The organism is Micromonospora sp. NPDC049523 (genome assembly GCF_040676775.1).
Taxonomy (GTDB): Bacteria; Actinomycetota; Actinomycetes; order Mycobacteriales; family Micromonosporaceae; genus Micromonospora_G.
Genome location: NZ_JBFAPP010000011.1, coordinates 232,669 through 252,897, shown reverse-complemented (window position 1 = coordinate 252,897; position 20,229 = coordinate 232,669). Strand labels below are relative to the sequence as shown.

21 protein-coding genes are annotated in these 20,229 nt (G+C 71.4%); 10 read left to right on the top strand and 11 right to left on the bottom strand.

The window, feature by feature from the left end; all coding sequences use genetic code 11:
• Window positions 1-167: 167 nt before the first annotated feature.
• Complete coding sequence (locus tag AB0J90_RS19650; RefSeq protein WP_363597702.1) at window positions 168-770, top strand: hypothetical protein; 603 nt, start codon at window positions 168-170, stop codon at window positions 768-770.
• Between the two features lie 235 nt (window positions 771-1,005).
• On the opposite strand, the gene AB0J90_RS19645 is transcribed toward AB0J90_RS19650, so the two are convergent.
• Both AB0J90_RS19645 and AB0J90_RS19640 read right to left on the bottom strand, forming a co-directional pair.
• The gene (locus tag AB0J90_RS19645) at window positions 1,006-1,650 is read right to left on the bottom strand and encodes a response regulator transcription factor (RefSeq protein WP_363597700.1); all 645 of its coding nucleotides are present in this window, start codon (window positions 1,648-1,650) and stop codon (window positions 1,006-1,008) included.
• Window positions 1,647-2,855, bottom strand: coding sequence for a histidine kinase (locus tag AB0J90_RS19640; protein WP_363597698.1), 1,209 nt, complete (start codon window positions 2,853-2,855; stop codon window positions 1,647-1,649). The genes AB0J90_RS19645 and AB0J90_RS19640 overlap by 4 nt, the downstream gene beginning before the upstream one ends.
• Before the next feature lie 176 nt (window positions 2,856-3,031).
• Here AB0J90_RS19640 and AB0J90_RS19635 point away from each other — a divergent pair, with 176 nt between their 5' ends.
• On the top strand, window positions 3,032-3,742 hold the full coding sequence (locus tag AB0J90_RS19635; protein ID WP_363597790.1) for a DedA family protein: 711 nt from the start codon (window positions 3,032-3,034) through the stop codon (window positions 3,740-3,742).
• 25 nt (window positions 3,743-3,767) lie between these two features.
• Here the strand turns inward: AB0J90_RS19635 and AB0J90_RS19630 are convergent, their stop codons facing one another.
• The 4 genes from AB0J90_RS19630 to AB0J90_RS19615 all read right to left on the bottom strand — a co-directional run bounded on the left by AB0J90_RS19630 (window position 3,768) and on the right by AB0J90_RS19615 (window position 6,508).
• Window positions 3,768-4,574: an SAM-dependent methyltransferase gene (locus tag AB0J90_RS19630; protein ID WP_363597788.1), complete on the bottom strand. Its 807-nt coding sequence runs from the start codon at window positions 4,572-4,574 to the stop codon at window positions 3,768-3,770.
• 153 nt (window positions 4,575-4,727) lie between these two features.
• Complete coding sequence (locus tag AB0J90_RS19625) at window positions 4,728-5,558, bottom strand: transglutaminase family protein (RefSeq protein ID WP_363597696.1); 831 nt, start codon at window positions 5,556-5,558, stop codon at window positions 4,728-4,730.
• Window positions 5,559-5,627: 69 nt separating this feature from the next.
• Window positions 5,628-6,152 (bottom strand): DUF5994 family protein, encoded by a 525-nt coding sequence (locus tag AB0J90_RS19620; protein WP_363597694.1) that lies wholly within the window; start codon window positions 6,150-6,152, stop codon window positions 5,628-5,630.
• Window positions 6,149-6,508, bottom strand: a complete 360-nt coding sequence (locus AB0J90_RS19615) for a LapA family protein (RefSeq protein ID WP_363597692.1) — start codon at window positions 6,506-6,508, stop codon at window positions 6,149-6,151. Before AB0J90_RS19615 ends, AB0J90_RS19620 begins: the two co-directional genes overlap by 4 nt.
• 440 nt (window positions 6,509-6,948) lie before the next feature.
• Between AB0J90_RS19615 and AB0J90_RS19610 the strand changes: the two genes are divergently transcribed.
• The 6 genes from AB0J90_RS19610 to AB0J90_RS19585 all read left to right on the top strand — a co-directional run bounded on the left by AB0J90_RS19610 (window position 6,949) and on the right by AB0J90_RS19585 (window position 12,595).
• The gene (locus tag AB0J90_RS19610) at window positions 6,949-7,122 is read left to right on the top strand and encodes a hypothetical protein (protein ID WP_363597690.1); all 174 of its coding nucleotides are present in this window, start codon (window positions 6,949-6,951) and stop codon (window positions 7,120-7,122) included.
• The gene (locus tag AB0J90_RS19605; protein ID WP_363597688.1) at window positions 7,119-8,120 is read left to right on the top strand and encodes a glycosyltransferase family 4 protein; all 1,002 of its coding nucleotides are present in this window, start codon (window positions 7,119-7,121) and stop codon (window positions 8,118-8,120) included. Before AB0J90_RS19610 ends, AB0J90_RS19605 begins: the two co-directional genes overlap by 4 nt.
• A 195-nt stretch (window positions 8,121-8,315) precedes the next feature.
• On the top strand, window positions 8,316-9,461 hold the full coding sequence (locus tag AB0J90_RS19600; RefSeq protein WP_363597686.1) for a glycosyltransferase: 1,146 nt from the start codon (window positions 8,316-8,318) through the stop codon (window positions 9,459-9,461).
• On the top strand, window positions 9,458-10,585 hold the full coding sequence (locus tag AB0J90_RS19595) for a glycosyltransferase (protein WP_363597684.1): 1,128 nt from the start codon (window positions 9,458-9,460) through the stop codon (window positions 10,583-10,585). Before AB0J90_RS19600 ends, AB0J90_RS19595 begins: the two co-directional genes overlap by 4 nt.
• Complete coding sequence (locus tag AB0J90_RS19590; RefSeq protein WP_363597682.1) at window positions 10,582-12,078, top strand: glycoside hydrolase family 130 protein; 1,497 nt, start codon at window positions 10,582-10,584, stop codon at window positions 12,076-12,078. The genes AB0J90_RS19595 and AB0J90_RS19590 overlap by 4 nt, the downstream gene beginning before the upstream one ends.
• 166 nt (window positions 12,079-12,244) lie before the next feature.
• Complete coding sequence (locus tag AB0J90_RS19585) at window positions 12,245-12,595, top strand: DoxX family protein (RefSeq protein WP_363597680.1); 351 nt, start codon at window positions 12,245-12,247, stop codon at window positions 12,593-12,595.
• A gap of 83 nt (window positions 12,596-12,678) precedes the next feature.
• On the opposite strand, the gene AB0J90_RS19580 is transcribed toward AB0J90_RS19585, so the two are convergent.
• From AB0J90_RS19580 to AB0J90_RS19560, 5 genes are read right to left on the bottom strand one after another with little or no spacing between them, the layout of a single operon-like run.
• Entirely contained in the window at window positions 12,679-13,659 is a 981-nt protein-coding gene (locus AB0J90_RS19580) for a substrate-binding domain-containing protein (protein WP_363597678.1), read from the bottom strand.
• A 54-nt stretch (window positions 13,660-13,713) separates the two neighbouring features.
• Window positions 13,714-14,715 (bottom strand): ABC transporter permease, encoded by a 1,002-nt coding sequence (locus tag AB0J90_RS19575; protein WP_363597676.1) that lies wholly within the window; start codon window positions 14,713-14,715, stop codon window positions 13,714-13,716.
• Entirely contained in the window at window positions 14,712-16,244 is a 1,533-nt protein-coding gene (locus tag AB0J90_RS19570; RefSeq protein WP_363597674.1) for a sugar ABC transporter ATP-binding protein, read from the bottom strand. The genes AB0J90_RS19575 and AB0J90_RS19570 overlap by 4 nt, the downstream gene beginning before the upstream one ends.
• On the bottom strand, window positions 16,241-17,692 hold the full coding sequence (locus AB0J90_RS19565; RefSeq protein WP_363597672.1) for an aldehyde dehydrogenase family protein: 1,452 nt from the start codon (window positions 17,690-17,692) through the stop codon (window positions 16,241-16,243). The genes AB0J90_RS19570 and AB0J90_RS19565 overlap by 4 nt, the downstream gene beginning before the upstream one ends.
• A 21-nt stretch (window positions 17,693-17,713) precedes the next feature.
• Window positions 17,714-18,544 (bottom strand): IclR family transcriptional regulator, encoded by an 831-nt coding sequence (locus tag AB0J90_RS19560; RefSeq protein WP_363597670.1) that lies wholly within the window; start codon window positions 18,542-18,544, stop codon window positions 17,714-17,716.
• A gap of 348 nt (window positions 18,545-18,892) precedes the next feature.
• Here AB0J90_RS19560 and AB0J90_RS19555 point away from each other — a divergent pair, with 348 nt between their 5' ends.
• Together AB0J90_RS19555 and AB0J90_RS19550 are read left to right on the top strand one after the other, a co-directional pair.
• Window positions 18,893-19,060 carry a hypothetical protein gene (locus AB0J90_RS19555; protein ID WP_363597668.1) on the top strand — a complete coding sequence of 56 codons (168 nt, stop codon included), beginning with the start codon at window positions 18,893-18,895 and terminating at the stop codon, window positions 19,058-19,060.
• A 121-nt stretch (window positions 19,061-19,181) separates the two neighbouring features.
• Complete coding sequence (locus tag AB0J90_RS19550; protein WP_363597666.1) at window positions 19,182-20,177, top strand: LLM class flavin-dependent oxidoreductase; 996 nt, start codon at window positions 19,182-19,184, stop codon at window positions 20,175-20,177.
• Window positions 20,178-20,229: the final 52 nt, after the last annotated feature.

The following is a 20,229-nucleotide window of genomic DNA, read 5'->3' as shown; positions in this document are numbered from 1 at the left end:
CGTTAGCGGACACAACGGTGCCGCACCCGTGTCGATTGTGGTCCGCACGCGGACCGACCTGAGCGTTTTGTCACTCACATAGGTCCGTCGCGGCTGCGATCACCCCTGCTCCGAACCATCGAGCGCGTTCACCCGGCACCGGGCTGTGCCGGGCAGAGGGATGACACATGAACAACGAGCCAGTCATCAGGAACACTTTCGACCGGATAATACTGCCCGCGCAGCTGTCGAAAACGCAGCACGACGCACGTACGGAACCATCGGGCACGGTCGAGGCCGCCGATTCCCAGGTCACCATCACCGATCCCCGATCGGACTACGACTGGGACTGCCGGACCATCTCGATGGTCGCGACGAGTTGGCGCCCATTCGAGGTGACGTTCATGGTCGCCGCCACCGCGTGCGGAATCGCCATGCTCACCTCCGCCACCCGGATGTCGTCACTCGCCGACACGATGCCCGTCCTGACCCACACGATCTGGCGGGCGAGTCTCGTCCCGGTCGGCATTCTCGGTCTGGTCGGCATCAGCTGGCGCGGCGAACTCGCCACCGGCCTGGCGATACGACTCGGCGCGCTGATCCTGCTCGGCACCGCCACCAGCATGTACGCCGTGGCCATGTTCACCGCCTCCGGCATCGCCGCGATGCCGGTGGCGGCGTTCGTCGCCGCGGTACCGGTCGCCGCCTGGTGGAGATCCGGACAGATCACGAAGGACCTGCTGGGGCTGGCGAGGACAGCGAAGCCACCCCGGCCGGCGGCATCCCCGTGACCCGCCTCGGTCGGCCTGGCCGGTCGACCGGCTACGCCCGGAACGTCAGTGCGGCCGTCTCCGGCGCGGGATAGGGGTGGGTACCGACGGCGGCCCGCCCCGACGGTTCCCTCCGCGTGGGGCGCGCGGAGGGGACCGGTCCGTCACCTCTGCGCCGCGTCCGCCCGGCGGGACCACGGCAGCTCGGCCACCTCACCCTTGGCCGACACGGTGATGCCGACCGGCAAGAACCCGCTCACCCGTCGGCGTCCCGCACCAGGATCGCCGCCTGCACCCGGTTGCCGAGCCCGAGCTTCGCCAGCGCGCGGCTGACGTGCGCCTTGACCGTGGCCTCGCTCAGCCCCAGTGCACTGCCGATCCCCGCGTTGGACAGGCCACGGGCGAGCGCGTCCAGCACGTCGCGTTCCCGGCCGGTGAGCGTGGCGAGCCGGTCCCGGGCCTGCCGCGCGCGGGCCGGTGCCCGCTCCACGAAGGAACTGAGCAGGCGCATCGTCACCGTCGGGGCCAGCATCGCGTTGCCGGCGTGAACCGTACGGACGGCGGCGGCGAGTTCCGTCGGCGGGGTGTCCTTAAGCAGGAATCCCACGGCACCGGCACGAAGCGCCTGGTGGACGTACTCGTCGAGGTCGAAGGTGGTCAACATGATCACCTTTGGTGGATGCGGTACGGTGCCGATCCTTGCCGCTGCGGTGAGCCCGTCCACGCCGGGCATGCGTACGTCCATCAGCACCACTTCCGGCCCGAGCCGGACGACGGCCTCGACCGCCTCCGCGCCGTCTCGTGCCTCGCCCACCACCGCGATGTCACCGGCCGCCTCCAGGATCAGTCGCAGTCCCGACCGGACCAGGTGCTCGTCGTCGACCACCAGTACCCGGATCACGCCGGCTCCCGGTCCGGGTACGGGATCAGGGCGCGGACGGTGAACCCGCCGTCCGGCTCGGCGCCGGCCTCCAGCCGCCCGTCGAGCAGTTCCACCCGCTCGCGCAGCCCGACCAGGCCGAGCCCGGCACCGGGCAGCGGTGCGGCCACCGTGCTCGACGGTGCGTTGCGTACGGCGACCTCGAACCCGTCCGCCAGGTACCGCAGGTGCACGTCGGTCGCGCCGTCCGGGGCGTACTTGTGCACGTTGGTCAGCGCCTCCTGGGTCACCCGGTAGACCGCACGTTGCACCGTCACCGGCATCGGCCGGGGAATGCCCTCGTCGTGCCGGTTGACCGTGACCCCGACGTCGCGGGACGCGTCGAGCAGCCGGTCGAGGTCGCCGAGTCCCGGCTGTGGCGCGAGGACCGCCTCGGCCACCCGCGCCGACCGCAGTACGCCGAGCACGTCCCGCAGGTTGGTCAGTGCCTCCCGCCCGATGGTACGGATCAGCGCGGCCCCCTCGGCGGTGCGCGGATCCGGGGCGTTCACCTCCAGGGCTCCCGCGTGCAGCACCATCAGCGAGACCCGGTGGGCGACCACGTCGTGCATCTCCCGCGCGATCCGGTTACGTTCCTGCGCCCGGACCCGGTCGATCCGCGCGTGCTGCTCGCGTTCGAGCTGGTCGGCCCGGTCGCGCAGGGCGGTGAGCACCTCGCGGCGGGCGTTGACCCAGAGCCCGCCGAGCAATGGCAGCGCGACCAGCAGCGCGCACATGATCAGGAAGTTCCCGGTCGCGACCGTGGTGATGTAACGCTGACCGCCGGCCGCGATGCCGACCGGGATCGACAGCCCCATCACCACCGCCGCCCCGAGCAGGTAGACCTTGATCCGGTCGCGGGGCAGGCTCGTCCCGGCGTAGTAGGACGCCACCACCAGCGCCGGCCACATGGCGAGCGCGATCCAGGCCACCGCGGCCATGACGAAGATCGGTCCACGTCGTACCCGGGCGATCCCGGCGGCCACCGCCGAGGCGCCGGCCAGGCCGACGAGGGCGGGGCCGGGCCAGGAGGAGCGGACGCCGATGTCGCCGCTGGCCGACATCCGCGAGCAGACGAAGACCGTGACCGCCAACGCGTACGGGACCAGCCGGTGGTGACCGCCGGGTGCCCGGATCGACGTGTACCAGTGGCGGAGCTGGGCGAGCGCCCGACGGTGGTACGTCACCGGCTCAGCGTAGGCGCCGCTCGGCCACCCCTGCTCGCTGCGATCGTCGCCGGTGACCCCCTACTTTCGTGGGGGGCGTCGGCTGACCGCCGTCGGATGCGGTGGACGCCGAACTCCGGCGAGGGTCGTCACATGACCGACAACTGCGCCGACACCCGACCGGCGGGGCACCGATGATGGACGCCGTACTCGACCTGCTCCAGCAGACCATGACCTCGCCGTGGGTGTACCTGGCGATCTTCGCCGTGGCGGTGGTCGACGGCTTCTTCCCGGTCGTGCCGAGCGAGACCGCGGTGATCACCGCCGGGGTGTTCGCCGCGACCGGCGAGCCCGACCTGCTGCCGGTGATCGTGGTCGCCGCCCTCGGTGCGTTCGTCGGCGACCATGTCTCGTACGCCATCGGCCGTGCCTCCGGCGCGCGGCTGGACAGCCGCCTGCCGGCCGGGACCCGCCGGCACGCCGCGTTCGCCTGGGCGCGTGCCGCGCTGCTCAGCCGAGGCGGCCTGGCGCTGGTGGTCGCCCGGTACGTGCCCGGCGGCCGTACCGCGATCACCCTGACCATGGGCGCGGTCGGCTACCCGCGACGCGCCTTCGTCCTCTTCGACGCCCTGGCCGCGGGCTCCTGGGCGGTCTACTCCGCGTTGGTCGGCTACCTCGGCGGGATGGCGTTCGAACACGATCCGGTGAAGGGCCTGCTGCTCGGGCTCGGCATCGCCCTGACCATCACGATCACCGTCGAGCTGGTCCGCTACCTGCGCCGCCCGCAGCCACCACTGCCGGCTGTGAAGCCGTCCGCGGAGCGTTCCGCGCACCCGTCCGCGGGGCCGTCCGGGGGGCCGTCCGTGGTGGAGTCGCGGGGGACGGCAGGTATCGACGTCCGCGACTAGGGTCGGGCTGCGGCAGGGACAACGGCTACCGCTTGCGGGCCACGCCGGACCAGTAGTACGCACCGTTCGGGTCGGCCGGCGGGGTGCCCTCCGGATGCCAGGCCATCACCGGTACGACACCCGGCTCGACCAGTTCCCAGTCAGCGAAGAACCGGGCCACGTCGTCGCGTACCCGTGGCACCAGGGTCATGCCGCCCTGGTTCGCCGCGGTCGCGATGCCGCCCATCGCCTCGGGGTCGAAATCCAGTCCGGGGTGCGTGATCGCGACGTAGCTGCCGGAGGGCAGCGCGTCCAGCAGGGTGGCGACCTTCTCCCACGGGTCGTCCTCGTCGGCCATCAGCATCAGGATCGCGATCAGGAGCAGGCCCACCGGGCGCTCCAGGTCCAGCGTGGCGGTGAGGTCCGGGTCGGCGAGGATCTTCCCCGGCTCGCGCAGGTCGGCGTCGAGGTAGACGGTCTCGCCCTCGGTCCCGCTGACCATCAGCGCGCGGGCGTGCACCAGCACGATCGGATCGTGGTCCACGTACGCCACCCGGGTCTGCGGGGCGATGGCCTGGGCGATCTCGTGGACGTTCGGCCGGGTGGGGATGCCGGTGCCGATGTCCAGGAACTGGCGGATGCCCGCCTCGCCGGTCAGGTAACGGACCACCCGGTGCATGAAGGCCCGGTTCTCCTGGGCCATGGTGCGGATGCTCGGGATGGCGGCGGCGAAGGCGTCACCCATGGCCCGGTCGGCGGCGAAGTTGTCCTTGCCGCCGATCCAGTAGTCGTACATCCGCGCGGAGTGCGGCAGGCTGGTGTCGATCCCGGGAGGCGCCCACTCCACGTCCAGGTTCCCGACATCCGACGGCTGAGACACCGCGCTACCCCCCACAGATCGTGAAAACTTCTCGGCGACCCACACCCTAGCGACACCCGTCGTCGTTTACCGGGCAGCCGAGCCGTCGCAGCGTTCCCGTTCGGTGGTTCGGTGGCGGTGGTCCGGTCAGGCCAGGGTGATCAAGCCTTCGTGGTCGTCCAGCGACAGGTCGCCGCCGGAGACCGCGTTGATCTCCAGACTCTCCAGGTCGAGCCGACCGGAGATCACCGTGCAGAACGCGATGTCGGCCGCGTCCCGGCCGGTGGTGATGCGTACCAGGCTCTGCCGAGGTGCCAGCCGGGTGGCGTCCCAGACCTGCCAGCGGCCGTCGATGTCGGTCTCCACCACGGCGTGGAAGTCCATCGGGGACAGCCCGGGGGCGTAGACGGCGGCGATCCGCGCCGGTACGTCGACCGCCCGGCACAGCGCGGCCACCAGGTGCGCGAAGTCGCGGCAGACGCCCTGTCCGCCCAGCAGCGTGTCCAGCGCGTCGGTGGTCGGACCGCTGGCCCCGGAGACGTACGCGATGTGCCGCCAGACATAGTCGGTGATCGCCCGTACCCGCTGCCCGGCGCTCGGTAGGTCGCCGAAGTGGCTCTGGGCGAAACCGGCGAGCCGGTCGGAGGGGCAGTAGCGACTCGGCCGCAACGCCTCCACCCGGGCCGCGTCGTCGACCCGGTCGGTGGTCGCGGCAGCGGTGGTCACCGTCGCCCGGTAGTCGACGGTCAGCTTGCCCGGCTGTACCCGGATCAGGTGCGCGCGCCCGCCGACCGGTCCGGCGATCTCGCTGGCGGTCACCGGCACGGTGTTGTTGACGATGTCGAGGCGTTCGCTGAGGTCCCCGCCGGGTGGTCGGGCGGGCGCGATCTGGAGCACCACACCGGCCGGCGCGGTGACGTCGAGGGTCAGCGTGCAACCGACCTGCACGGTCTGCGGACCGGTCCGTTCGAGGTTCACCGTTGGTACGTCCCGTCCTCGTCTGCTGCGGCGTGGACCCGTACCCGGCGCGGTGTTGCTTCGCCTGGTTCAGGCGCGGGCCGGCGTCGCGGAGTCCCGCCGGGATTGATTATGGCCGTTGCCGCCCTCGCCCGCTCGGGACGACAGCGGCGGACCGGGGTGCCGCTGTTGCGGCGGCCGGATGTCGGCGCCGGGCAGGGAAGCGGCCTGCATGGCCGCCGTGGCGACCGCGAACGCGGTCTGTGGTGGCACGACCGCCAGGTCGATCCGGAGGTCGCCCCGTCCGGTGAGGATGACCAGACCGGCGTCGAGCGTGCTGAACCAGCCCACCCGCAGCACTCGGTCGCCGATCCCGATCCGTTGGGGATGTCGGTCCCATGCGGTCGGCTGCAACATGACCCGCTCCACGGTGCCGACCTGCTCGGCGGTCAACGCGGCGACCAGGCTGGTGAGTTCCCGTACCGGGTCGCGGGAGCCGGGCCACCAACTCCCGTCGAGCATCTCCCGGCGGGACCGGGAGGTGCTGAGGCGGATTCGGGCTGGCGGTGCTTCCTCGGTGCAGGTCCAGATCTTGCGGTCCGCGACGGTGGTCACGCGACCGGGCCGGTCGGCTCGGCGGGGATGGTGGTCTCCGGGGCCACTCGACCGGCCAGCATCCGCGCCCGGACGAGGCGGGCGACGGCCGGTATCGAAACCAGCAGTACGCCGGCCACGGCCGCCAACAGCATCGCCACACCCATTGGCAACTGCCCGTTCAGGCCCAGGAAGTGCACCTGCGACGCCTGGCCGTTCTGCAGCACGAAGATCAGCATGAGCAGCACGAACGCGGCGATCGCGGAGGCGATCCAGGGCGCCAGCGTGCCGGTACGGGCCAGCGGGCGGCGCCGGCCGTTGATCGGTTTGGTGGGTCGGCCGTCGGCCGAACGCGCCGGACTGACAATCCGAGTCATGGCGGGACCTTCGTTCGGCGGCGGTGTGCGGAGTCCGCGAAACCCGAGGCGCCGAAGTCCAGGGCAACACCCGAAGCCTACTCCTGCCCGGTAGCGCTCCCGTGCGTCCGGATGTCGGACTTGCCTCCCCGCCGCAGACGCCGCCCGTGGGCCGGGTCCACGGACGGCCCGGGGGACCCGCGTACGGGGTGGGGCCGGCCTGTTCGGAGTAGAGTGGTGATCGCCGTGCCGCAGACAGGACTGCTACCGGGCGGCGAGCTCTCTTTCATTCAACCCCGGTCGCCGCGTTCGACGGCCCGGAGTGGGCGGCGGGGACGTCGCGCCCGAGGACCGGAAAACGTAGCCGGCGGGTGGGCGTCGACGGCGGCCATCCGGCGCCCCGCGAGCCGGAGCACGATCGGCAGTTTCTCGACCGACTAGGCGCGTGCAGAGAGCGGGACATGGAAATCGACAAAGATAAGATCCTTGAGGCGTTGCGTCGCCGCGGCCAGCACCACCGGGCCGACTGGCTCGACAAGGAGATGCCCGACCGGATCGACATCGACCGCAACTCCGGTCTGCTCTCCACGCTCGACCTCGACCCGGCCGAGTTCGCCGACCAGCCGACCAGGTGAGGGTGGCCCTGCTGGGGCCGGTGGCATGGCGTACGCCACCACACCACTACGGGCCGTGGGAGACGGTGACCGGCCTGCTCGCCGAGGGGCTTCATGCCCGGGGAGTCGACGTGACACTCTTCGCCACGCTCGACTCGATCACGTCCGCCACCCTCGACGGGGTGTGCCCCCGCGGGTACGCCGACGACCCGGACCTGGACGGGCGGGTGTGGGAGGCGATGCACGTCGCCCACGCGCTGACCCGCTCGGGTGAGTTCGACTTGGTCCACAACCACCTGGACTGGCTGCCGCTGGCGTTCGCCGGGCACTGTCGCGCCCCGATGCTCACCACGGTCCACGGTTTCTCCGGCCCCGGCATCCTGCCGGCGTACGAGCGGGCGAAGTCGGCGTACGTCTCGATCTCCGACGCCGACCGCTTCCCCGGTCTCGACTACGTCGCGACCGTGCCGCACGGCATCGACCTCGACGGCTTCCCGTTCGCCCCGGACGGCGGCCCCGGACTGGTCGCCTTCGGCCGGATACATCCGGACAAGGGCATCCACACCGCGATCGAGATCGCCCGGTTGGCCGGTCGACCGTTGACCATCTGCGGCATCGTCCAGGACGAGCGGTACTACGCCGAACAGGTCGCCCCGCACGTCGACGGCGAGCAGGTCACCTTCCTCGGCGCGGTCGGCCCCGACCGGCGCGGCGAGATTCTCGGCGGCGCCGCCGCCCTGCTGCACCCGATCGCCTTCGCCGAGCCCTTCGGGCTGTCGGTGGTGGAGGCGATGGCGTGCGGCACCCCGGTGGTGGCGTACCGGCTCGGGTCGATGCCGGAGGTGGTTGACGAGGGGGTGACGGGTTACCTGGTGCAGACCGTGGACCAGGCCGTCGCCGCCGTCGACCGGATCGCCGCGATCGACCGGGCCGGCTGCCGGGACCGCGCCCGGCAGCGTTTCGGGGTGGACCGGATGGTCCGGGACTACCTGGATGTCTACCGAGTCCTGATCGACTGACAGCCGGCGCTGGTAGCGTCGGACCGCCGGGAACTCGCCAAGAGTCCGGCCAGGTGCCCGGCAGACCCGTAGCCGCGAAGGCGGCGGTCGTCGTGCACCCGTTGCGCCCGCCACACACGCTGGTCGGGTGAGCGCCCTTATCGCGTGAGGCTGACGCCGCCCACGCGGCGGCAGCCGATGACCGGAAGGCGCCCCATGGCCGCCAGTTACGGTTTCCTCAGCACCCACCCGCCGACCCAGTGCGGACTGGCCACCTTCAACTCCGCCCTGTCCGCCCAGCTCACCGCCGGTGGGCGACCCGGCGGGATCGTACGGGTGATCAGCAGCGGCGAGGACGAGCGCGCCGGCCCCGGCGTCGTACACACCTGGTCGCCGTCCAGCGGCACCGGTTGGCAGGACGCCACCGAGGCGCTCAACACGTTCGACGTCGCCATCGTGCAACACGAGTACGGCATCTACCCCGGACCCGACGGCTCGGCCGTACTGCCGTTGCTGCGTGCACTCGACCGGCCCCCCATCGTGGTCCTGCACACCGTGCTGGCCCAGCCCACCGCCGGGCAACGGGCGACGCTGGAGGAGGTGGTGGCGGCGGCCGGCGCGGTGGTCACGATGACCGAGACCGCCCGGGACCGGCTGCTCATCGGTTACGCGGTCGACCCCGCGAAGGTCACCGTCATCCCGCACGGTGCCGGCGACCACACCGGCGCGTCCACCACCTCGCGGGCCCGTCCACACCTGCTCACCTGGGGGCTGATCGGTCCGGGCAAGGGCATCGAGTGGGCGTTGCGGGCGCTCGCCCGGTTGCGCGACCTGAGCCCGTCCCCGTCCTACACGGTCGCCGGCAAGACCCATCCCAAGGTGCTCGAACAGCACGGCGAGGAGTACCGGACCAGCCTGCAACGACTCGGCGCGCTGCTGGGCATCGCCGACGCCGTCCGCTACCAACCCGTCTACCGCGACGAGGCTGCGCTGAGCCGGCTGATCCGTTCCGCCGACGTCGTCGTACTGCCGTACGACTCGCGTGAGCAGGTCACCTCCGGGGTCCTGATCGAGGCGGTGGCCGCTGGCGTACCCGTGGTCGCGACGCCCTTCCCGCACGCGGTGGAGTTGCTCACCGACGGGCCCGGGCTGCTCGTACCCCATCAGGACCCGTCGGCGATGGCCACCGCCATCCGTCGGATCCTGACCGAACCCGGCCTGTCCGACAGTCTCGTCGGCCGGACCGGCCCGGTGGCTCCGACCCTGCTGTGGCCGGCGGTGGCGGCCCGCTACGCCGCGCTCGCGGCGGGGCTGCGTACGGCCAACCCGCCGGTCCTGGCGACACCGCCGGTGCCGGCGTGACCGGCGTACGCGTCATCGGCGGCGGCGCCCGCGTCACCGGTGAGGGTGCCGACGGACCCGGCGGCGACGACGGAAACGGCGGGGCGGCCGACCGGAACGTCACCGCGCTCGCCCGGACCGGCGGCGTGCCGGCGCCCAGCTTCGCGCACCTGGCCCGGTTGACCGACGACACCGGCCTGTTCGAGCATGCCCGGCACGCGATCCCCCGCCGCCAGCACGGTTACTGCACCGACGACGTCGCGCGCGGGCTGGTGGTCACCAGCCGCGAACCCGAACCGCCCGCCGCCGTTATCCGGCTCGCGGAGGTCTACCTGGCGTTCCTGACCCACGCCCAGGCCGGCGACGGCGCCTTCCACAACCGGCTCGGCCACGACCGGCGGTGGACCGACGAGCCAGGGGTCGGCGACTGGTGGGGCCGGGCGCTGTGGGGTCTGGGCACCGCCGCGACCCGCAGTGCGGCGCCGTGGATCCGTGAGGAGGCACTGGTCGCCTTCACCCTCGGCGCCGCCCTGCGCTCCCCCGCCCCGCATGCCATGGCGTTCGCCGGTCTCGGCGCCGCCGAGGTGTTGCGCGGCCATCCGGACCACCGCCTCGCGGCCGCGCTGCTCGACGACGCCGCCACCTCGGTCGGCGGGCCGGGGGACAGCCCGGACTGGCCGTGGCCGCGCCCCCGGTTGACCTATGCCAACGCCGCCCTCGCCGAGGTGGTCGTCGCCGCCGGTCAGCTTCGCGGCGACGGTGACCTGCTCACCACCGGGCTGGCGATGCTGACCTGGTTGCGCGAGGTGCAGCTACGCCACGGTCGGCTGTCGGTCATCCCGGTCGACGGCTGGCAACGCCACCGTCCCCGGCTGCGCCACGACCAGCAGCCGATCGAGGTGGCCGCGCTCGCCGACGCCTGCGCCACCGCCGCCGTGGCCACCGGCGACCCCGGCTGGCAGCTCGGCGTACGGCAGTCGGTCGCCTGGTTCCTCGGCGAGAACGACGTGGGCACCGCGATGTGGGACCCGGCCACCGGCGGCGGATACGACGGCCTGACCCCGCACGGGCCCAACCGCAACCAGGGCGCCGAGTCGACCCTGGCCCTCGTCTCCACCCTGCAACACGCGCGAGGGCGGCCATGACCGACGCCACCCGTCCCCCGCCGGACCTGGCTGTCCGGGTCGGCCCGACGCTGGACCCGGATCCGCGCCGGGTGATCGTGAAGCTCTTCGTGCCGGGCGAGGACGCGGTCCTCGCCCGGACCCGCGCGCACGCCCTGATCGAACGGATCGCCGACCTCGGCGACGAGGAGACCGGCGCCCTGCTCCGGCAGACCCTGCGCGGCTTCGCCGGCCGGCACCACGACCTCGAGGCCACCTTCCGGCACCACTACGACCTGGTCCACCACCGGGTGCCGCGGACCAGCGAGCTGTCACCCGAGGCCCGCCTGCTGGTCGGCGCCTACTTCTCCCACGAGTACGCGGTGGAGGCCGCCGCCCTGTGCAACCCGTCGATGGTCGTGCACCCGGACCAGACCGGCCTCGCCCCCGGTGAGCTGCGTACGGCCGTCAGCCTGCGGCAGATCGGCGAGGGGCACCTGTCCTCGATCGGGTTCGCCAGTGCCGTACTCGGGCCGGGTTCCCGCCTCGGTGTCGCGGACCGGGACGGACCCCTGCTCACCGGGCGGCGTACCGGCGCTCTGCATCGGCGGGACCTGCTCGCCGCGGGGCTGGCCGAGGAGGGCTGGGACAACGAGGTGTCGGCCACCGTACTGGGTTGCCTGACCGAGCGGTTCGACGACGACGCCTTCGAACGGGCGCTGGGGCAGTTGCCGATCGACCTGCTCACCCGTGCCACCGCACACCGCACCCTCGAACAGCTTCGCCGTACGATCTCCGCCGGTTACGCCATCACGTTTCCCGCCGAGGTGCCGCTGCACCAGCGAGTGCTGTGGCCGGCGACCCCGGCCGAGTGCAACGGGATGGAAGACGCCCGTTTCGTACGGTGGGTCGACGACAACGGCGAGTCGGCGTACCGGGCCACCTACACCGCGTACGACGGCCGCGACATCGCCGCGCGGATGCTGGACAGCGACGACCTGCGGCACTTCGAGGTGACCCCGATGCGTGGGCCGGCCGCTCGGAACAAGGGCATCGCGCTGTTCCCTCGTCCGGTCGGCGGTCGCCGGCTCGCGTTGTGCCGGTCCGACGGCGAGACCATCGGTTTGTCCACCCTGGACGCCGAGAACCGGTGGCAGTCCCCGGTGCCGTTGCACGGCCCGCGCCGGGGCTGGGAGCTGATCCAGGTCGGCAACTGCGGTTCACCGATCGAGACCGAGGCCGGTTGGCTGGTCCTCACCCACGGGGTCGGCCCGATGCGCCAGTACGCCATCGGCGCGATGCTGCTCGACCTGGCCCACCCCGAACGGGTCGTCGCCGAGTTGCCGGGCGCGCTGCTGCGCCCCGACGACAGCGAACGCGACGGGTACGTCCCGAACGTCGTCTACTCCTGCGGCGGCCTGCTGCACGGCGGGACCCTGTGGTTGCCGTACGGCGCCGGTGACACGCGGGTCGGGTTCGCCAGCATTGCGCTGACCGCCCTGCTCGGGGCGATGGTGGCCGCTCCCGGCCGGTAGGCCGGGCGATCGACGGCAGCGACCCCGGGGACGATCGTGCGGGAAAATAGATAGTCAGGGACAACAGATCGTTGACATCGATCAACGATCTCTCTAGGGTGACGAACGCGCCTCGGCGCCCGAACTCCCCCAGCCTCGACAGCCCCCACATCTCCCAGGGAGCACCATGTCCATCGCCTACGTCGTCCTCGCGATCCTGCTCTCCGCTGCACTCCTGATGTCCGCCCGAGGCAAGCTGACCAAGGACGAGACGGTGGTCAAGGGCCTGACCGCCGCCGGGGTCCCGCTCACCTGGTACCCGCCGCTGGCGATCATCGAGATCATCGGCGCGGCCGGGCTGATCGTCGGGATCTTCTTCGCGCCGCTCGGCGTCGCGGCGGCCATCGGGGTGGTCCTCTACTTCGTCGGCGCGATCATCGCGCACGTACGCAACGGCGACGCCAAGGGCGCCGGTGCACCGGCGACGATCCTGCTCGTCGCGGTCGCGACCCTGGTCACCCGGATCCTCTCGCTGTAGTCGCCCGCCCGGTTGACCGGTCCCGCACCAGGCGCGGACCGGTCAACCGAAGCGGCGATCATCCAGCCCCGAGATCTCCCCGCTCAGAAACCGCCCTTGGGGTCGAGGAACTGGGCCGCGTTCTCCTTCGTCACCCTCGGCGAGGGGACCACGGTGTCCTTCTCGGTCTTGGTGCCGCCCAGGATCTCGACCGCCCGGTCCAGCCCCAGGCTGCCGATGATGTCCGCGTCGTTCAGGCCGGTGACCAGGTAGTTCGTGCCGTCGAGAATGGCCTTCAACGCCTCGGCCTGACCGTCCACCCCGGCGATGATGATCTGCTTGTCCTTGCCCGCGTCGGCGATGGCCCGCTGCGCGCCCAGGCACATCGCGTCGTTCTCGCAGAACACCGCGGCCAGGTCGGCGTTGGTGGCGAGCAGGCTCTCCATCACGGTCAACCCGCCGTCAGAGCCCCAGTTGCCGAAGTCCGGCGCCTCGACCAGGGTGATCCCCGGCTTACCGGCGAGCACCGACTTCACCCCGTCGGTACGGGCCAGCCCGATGCTGTTGTCGGCCGGTCCGCCCTTGATGATGGCGACCTTGCCGCCGCTGGGCAGCTTCTCGGCCAGGAACTCCCCGTTCTGTACGCCGATCGCCTTGTTGTCCGGGCCGATCCAACTGGTGTACTCGCCGGTCTGGAACTTCCGGTCGACCAGCACCACCGGCTTGCCCGCCGCCTTGATCGCGTTGAGCGCCGCCGGGGCCGACTCCAGCGGCCCGCCGGAGATGATCACCGCGTCGACGTTCTTGCTGAGCAGGTCCTCGACGTTCGCGGCGAGCTTGGCCGCGTCACCGTTCGCGTCGGTGCTGATGATCTCGACGTTCCCCTTCTTCTTCGCCTGGGCCGCGATGGCCTTGTCCATGCCGCTGAAGTAGGGCCCGCTCAGCATGAAGTTCGCCACGCCGATCGTGTACGAGCCGTCCCCGCCGGACTCACCGGAGCCGCCGGAATCGGAGCACGCGGTCAGGCCGAGGGCGAGGGCGAGGGTGCCGGTGACCAGCAGTCGGCTGAGCTTTTTCGGGTTCATGCCAACATCTCCCGTGGTGTGGTGGGTGGGGTGGTGGTGTGGGCACGCCCCGCGTCAGGGGCGTACCCGGTTGACCCGCTGGACCAGGATCACCGCGATGATGATCAGTCCCTTGAGGACCTGCTGCCAGAAGCTCTGCACGCCGTACAGGTTCAGCAGGTTGTTGATCAAGGCGAGGACGAGGACACCGCCGAGGGTCGCCTTCGCCGTACCGCGTCCGCCGGCCAGGCTCGCCCCGCCGATCACGCACGCGGCGATCGCGTCCAGTTCGAAGGCGACACCGACGCTCGGCTGGGCGATGCCGACCCGGCTGGCCAGGATCACCCCGGCCAATCCGGCACAGGCACCGCTGATCGTGTACGCAAGGATCACGTGCCGGCGTACGTTGATGCCGGCGAGCCGTACGGTCTCCGGGTTGCCGCCGATCGCGATGATCGACCGCCCGGCCGGGGTACGGGACAGGAAGACCCCGCCCAGGCCGAAGACCACCAGCATGATCACCGTGGTCAGCGGGATCGGACCGACCATCGCCGTACCGAGGGTGAAGAACGCCGGGTCGTCCGGGGCGATCGGCACCTCGGAGTAGACGAAGGCCAACCCCCGGATGGTGGTTAGCGCGGCCAGCGTCACCACGAACGGCGCCAGCCCGAACCGGGCGATCAGGGTGCCGTTGACCAGCCCGAATCCGATCCCGGCCAGGATGCCGACCAGCATCGCCAGCGGGATCGGCAGGCCCGAGACCAGCCCGGCGGTGACGATGCCGGCAAACGCGACCACCGAGCCGACCGAGAGGTCGATGCCGCCGGTGAGGATGACCACCAGCATGCCGAAGGCGAGCAGCCCGGTGGTCACCATCTGCTTGAGCAGGTTGGTCAGGTTGGTCTGGGTGAAGAAGGTGTCGGAGGTCAGGGCGGCGACCACGATCAGCGCGACGACGAGCGTGCCGAGCACCGCCTCGACCGTACGGTCCCGGCCGTTGACCACCAGTCGCAACGGCCGTCGTGGTCCCCCGCTGGTGGCGGTGCCCGGCGCGGTGTCGGTGAGCTGCCCCGTCATACCCTCTCCTCGTGCCCGGTCACGGGCGTCTGCTCCATCCGGCCGGCGGCCGGTCCGATCGCGTAGGCGAGCACCTCGTCCTCGGTGGTCCGGTCGGCGGCCAGTTCGCCGGTGAGCCGGCCCTGCCGCATCACCAGCACCCGGTCGCTGGCGCCGAGCACCTCGGTCAGGTCCGAGGAGATCAGCAGCACGCTCAGTCCGGACCGGGCCAGGTCGTCGATGATGCGGTAGATCTCCACCCGGGTGGCCATGTCCACGCCCCGGGTCGGTTCGTCGAGGATGAGTACGCTCGGGCCGACCAGCAGCCACTTGGCCAGCACCGCCTTCTGCTGGTTGCCGCCGCTGAGATTGACCACCGCCATCGACGCGCAGTGCGCCGGCTGGATGCCGAGCCGGTCGACCATCGTGGTCACGTCCCGCCGCTGGCGGGCCCGGTCGACCAGGCCGACCCGGCTGTGCCGGTGCAGCGTGGTCAGGGCGATGTTGTCCCGTACGGTCAGGTCGAGCACCAACCCGGTGCGCTTGCGGTCCTCGGTGACCAGTGCGACCCCGGCCGCGATCGCCTCCGCCGGGGTACGGAAGTCCCCTCCCCCGCCCGCCACCCGGACCCCGCCGGTCGCGGCCCGCTCGGCGCCGAAGACGCACCGGGCCAGTTCGCTGCGACCCGAGCCGACCAGGCCGAACAGGCCGACGATCTCGCCCTCGTGCAGGGTGAACGAGACGTCGGCGAACTCGCCCGGCCGGCCGAGCCCGGTGACGGTCAGCCGGGGCGCACCCCTGCTCTCGCGCCGGTCGGGGTAGATCTGGGCCAGTCGCCGCCCGGCCATCAGCCGGATCAGCTCGTCCTCGCTGGTGTCCGCCGGGGTGGTCGTGGCGACCACCCGACCATCCTTGATCACCACGATGGTGCTGGCGAGTTCCATCACCTCGGCCAGCCGGTGCGAGACGTACACCACCAGGACACCGCGTCGGGTCAGCCGTCGTACCAGCGCGAACAGCGAGTCGAGGTCGCTGCCGGCGAGCACCGCGGAGGGCTCGTCGAGCACCAGCACCCGCGGCTCGGCGACCAGCGCCTTGGCGATCTCGACCATCTGCTGCCGGGCCACCGAGAGCCGGCCCGCGACGGTACGGGGGTTGATCGCGCCGAAGCCGATCGAGTCGAGCAACGCACCGGCCCGGCGGTGCGCGGCGGCCCAGTCGATCAGGCCGGCCCGCCGGGGGAAGTTCCCCATCAGCAGGTTCTCCGTGACCGACAGTTCGGGCACCAGGCTGAGTTCCTGGTAGACCGTACGGATGCCGTGGTCGTGCGCGTCGTGCGGCGAACGCAGCTCGACCCGCTCGCCGTCGAGCCGCATCTCGCCCGCGCTCATCGGCTGCGCCCCGGCCAGGATCTTGATCAGGGTGGACTTGCCGGCGCCGTTCGCGCCGACCACGGCCAGCACCTCGCCCGGCTGTCCCACCAGGTCGACCCCGTGCAGCACCTCGACGCCGCCGTAGTCCTTGTGCACCCCGCGCAGTTCGAGGCTCATCCGAAGGCCTCCATCACCACGATGGTCTTCTGCCGGGTGAAGTCCAGCGCAGTGTCGTGCACGCCCTCGCGGTAGCCGCCGGTGTCCTTGGTCCCGCCGAACGGCAGGTTCTCGGCCCGTACCGCGGTCGAGCCGTTGATCAGCACCCCGCCGACGTCGAGCCGCCGGGCCAGGGTGAAGGCGCGGGAGATGTCCCGGGTGAACACCGCGGCGTGCAGCCCGTACGGCGACTCGTTCGCCATCGCCACCGCGTCGAACGGGTCGGCGAACCGGGCCACCGGTGCCACCGGGCCGAAGATCTCCGCGGCCAGGGCGGGACTGTCCGGCGGCACGTCGACCAGCACGGTCGGGTCGACGAAGGCGCCGCGCCGGGCCCCGCCGGCAACCAGCCGGGCGCCGTCGTGCACGAGCCGGCCGACCGCGTCCTCGACCTGCACCGCGGCCGACTCGGCGATCAGCGGACCGACGTCGGTCGTCTCGACCAACTGGTCGCCGACGGTCAGCTCGGCGGTCTGCGCGAGCAGCGACGCCACGAACGCGTCGTACGCGCCGTCCTGCACGTAGACCCGCTTGACCGCGCAGCAGATCTGGCCGTTGCCGCGGGCCAGTCGCCCGAGCACCACCGCCTGGGCGGCCTGCTCCACGTCCGCGTCGTCACAGACGATCAGCGCGTCGTTGCCGCCGAGTTCGAGGAAGACCTTCTTCAGGGTGGCGGCGGCCCGCCGGGCGATCTCGCGTCCGGCCGAGGTGCTGCCGGTGAGGCTCACCGCCGCGATGCCGGGCAGTTCGGCCAGGAGCTGGGAGACCCGGACCCCGCCGGTGACGAGCTGGTGCGCGTACCGGGGCGCGCCGGCCAGTTCGACCAGTTCGGCGATCCGGACCAGGCTGAGCGGGCAGCGCGCGGGGGGCTGCACCACGACGGCGTTGCCGGCGGCGAGCGCGGCCGCCGCCTTGTGCGCGTACAGCTCGACCGGGTAGTTGAACGGGACCAGCGCGGCCACCACGCCGATCGGTTCGCGCACGGTCACCGCCAGGTGCCGCTCCATTCCGGGTACGGCGTCCAGCGGGATCTGCCGGCCGAAGAGTCGGGTCGCCTCGCCCGCGTGGCCACGGAAGATCCGGATCGCCGCCTCGATCTCGCCCCGGGTCTGCGGCAGCGGTTTGCCGTTCTCGGCCGCGAGCAGCCGGGCCAGGCTCTCCTGCTCGGCCTCGACCAGCTCGGCGATCCGGCGCAGCAGTCCGGCCCGCTCGTGCGCGGGCAGCGCGGCCATCGCCCGCTGACCGGCCTGGGCGGCGTCGACCACCGCCAGTACGCGTTCCTCACCGGCAGCCTCGACCTCGCCGAGCAGCGCACCGGTGCCCGGGTTGTGCACGGTGATGACCGACTCGGCCGGCGGGACGGCTTCGGTGGACGGGGCGGAACCAGTTGACGATGTGACGGCGGACATCCGTTCCACTCCTTGGTTGGGTCAGCGGACCTGTCCGCTGATGCTCGGGCGCTCCGGTCGGGTGTGGTTTTCCGGCGGGGGACGACGGCGATGCGCCGGATAGCCGATCCGTCGACCGATATTGACCGCCATGGCCAGTGCGGTCGGGGCGAGGCGATGGCAGTCGTCGATGCTGAACCGGTGCGCGGGAGCCGAGACGCTGAATGCGCCGACCGGCTGGCCGGAGGCGCTCAGGATCGGCAGGCCGAAACAGCGCACACCCTCCTCGTTCTCCTCGTCGTCGATCGCGAAGCCGCGGGCTCGGACGAGATCGAGTTCGGTGCTCAGCGCCGCACCGGTCAGCGTCCTGCCGGTACGCAGCGGCAGCGGACCGGTGAGGATCTCCGCGCGCCGCCGCTCGTCGAGTGCGGCGAGTACGGCCTTGCCCATCGAGGTGCTGTGCATCGCCACCCGGCTGCCGATCCGGGAGACCAGCCGTACGGACTTGGCGCTCTCCACCTTGTCCACGTAGACGATGTGGTTGCCGACCGGGATGCCCAGGTGCACCGTCTCCCCGCTCAACTCGACCAGTTCGACCAGGTACGGGCGGGCCGCGGCGCGCAGACCGTCCTCTTCGAGGTACTGCCCGGCGAGCGCGATGAGGGTGACGCCGAGGTGGAAGGCGCCGGCCGGATCCCGTTCGAACACGCCGAGTTCCAGCAGCGAGGTGGTGTACCGGTGGGTGGTGCTCAGCGCGATACCGGCTTCCGCGGCAAGCTCACCCAGGGTCAGTCCGGCCCCGCCAGCCTCGGAAACCGCGCCGATCAGCTCGAATGCCTTATCGACGCTGGACGATTTTCTTCCGCTCCTCATTCGAGTTACTCGAATCCATTTCCATCGAGTTCAGATAACGGCGATGTTTACACCGTGAAACAACTCTGTCAACCTTTTGCAGCCCTAGACATCGGAGGTATCCCACCCCTTCAAGATCAGCCAAGCCCCACCAAAACCCACAAAGCGCTGGTCGTCGACGCTCCCACGGACACGGCGAGCACTCGCTCCACGACGAGACGCGAGGCGATCTCGTCCCGCAGAGGAAGACATCCAATGTCTTCGCCCATTCCGCACATACCTTGATCAATGTCATCGGGCCGTCGGGTCGCCGCCCACGCCCGCGACCACCCGGCCCGGCCGTCGTACCGGGGCGGTAGGGTCCGAGTCATGACAGGTGACGAGCAGGAGCGGCGCCAGGCCGACGAGGACTGGAACCGTTTCGTCGACGGGCAGCTCGCCGAACTGGGGCTCAGCCGCGACGAGTTGGCCCAGCAGGCCGCCCGGGGTGAGTTCGAGTCGGCCTCCGCCCAACACCTCTGGACCCTGATCGGCTGACGGGCAGCGGGCGGGCGGCGACCGTGCCAGCGCAGACTCCGGTGGGCAAGCTCACCCGATCCGCCCGAGTGGAACAATTTGGGCGGGCCGGCTGTTGATCGACTGTGTGATCGACGTACCCATGTCTGTTCTTGACCTTGCCCCGGTCGCCGCCGGCACCACCGCCGGTGAGGCCCTGCGGCACACCACCGCCCTCGCGCGGCGGACCGAGGAGTTGGGCTACCAGCGCTTCTGGGTGGCCGAACACCACAACATGCCGGCCATCGCCAGCAGCGCCCCACCCGTGGTGATCGCCCACCTGGCCGCGGCCACCTCGACGATCCGGGTCGGTTCGGGCGGGGTGATGCTGCCCAACCACGCACCGCTGGTGGTCGCCGAACAGTTCGGCACCCTGGAGGCGCTGCACCCCGGCCGGATCGACCTGGGCATCGGCCGGGCGCCGGGAACCGACCAGGTGACCGCGCTGGCACTGCGTCGCACCATGGAGGGACTCTCGGCGGAGAACTTCCCGCAGGAGCTCGCCGACCTGATCAACTACTTCACCGGGGACCGCCCCGGTCCGATCACCGCCAGCCCCGGCCGGGGGAACATGCCCGCCGTCTGGCTGCTCGGCTCCAGCGGCTTCAGCGCACAGCTCGCCGGGCTGCTCGGCCTGCCGTTCTCCTTCGCCCACCATTTCAGCTCGACCAACACCCTGCCGGCGCTCGCGCTCTACCGGCAGAACTTCCGCCCGTCGCAATGGCTGGACAAGCCGTACGCGATGGTCGCGGTGAACGCGATCTGCGCGGAGACCGACGAGCACGCCCAGTGGCTGTCCGGGCCCGCCGCGCTCTCCTTCCTGCGTCTGCGCTCGGGACGTCCGGAACCACTGGCCACCCCCGAGGAGGCCGCCGCGTACCCGTTCACGGAGGCGGAGCGGCAGTTCAGCCGGGAACGCATGCAGGGGCAGGCCATGGGCAGCCCGGAGACCGTACGCAGGCAGCTCACCGAACTGCTGGAGCGGACCCAGGCCGACGAGCTGATGCTGACCGCGATGGTCTACGACGTCGACGAACGGATCCGCTCCTTCGAGCTGATCGCCGAACACGTCGCGGGCGGGCTGCGGCGCGACAAGTGACCGGGAACACCCCGCGATCCGGGGCCACGAAACAGCATCTTCACGTGGCTGT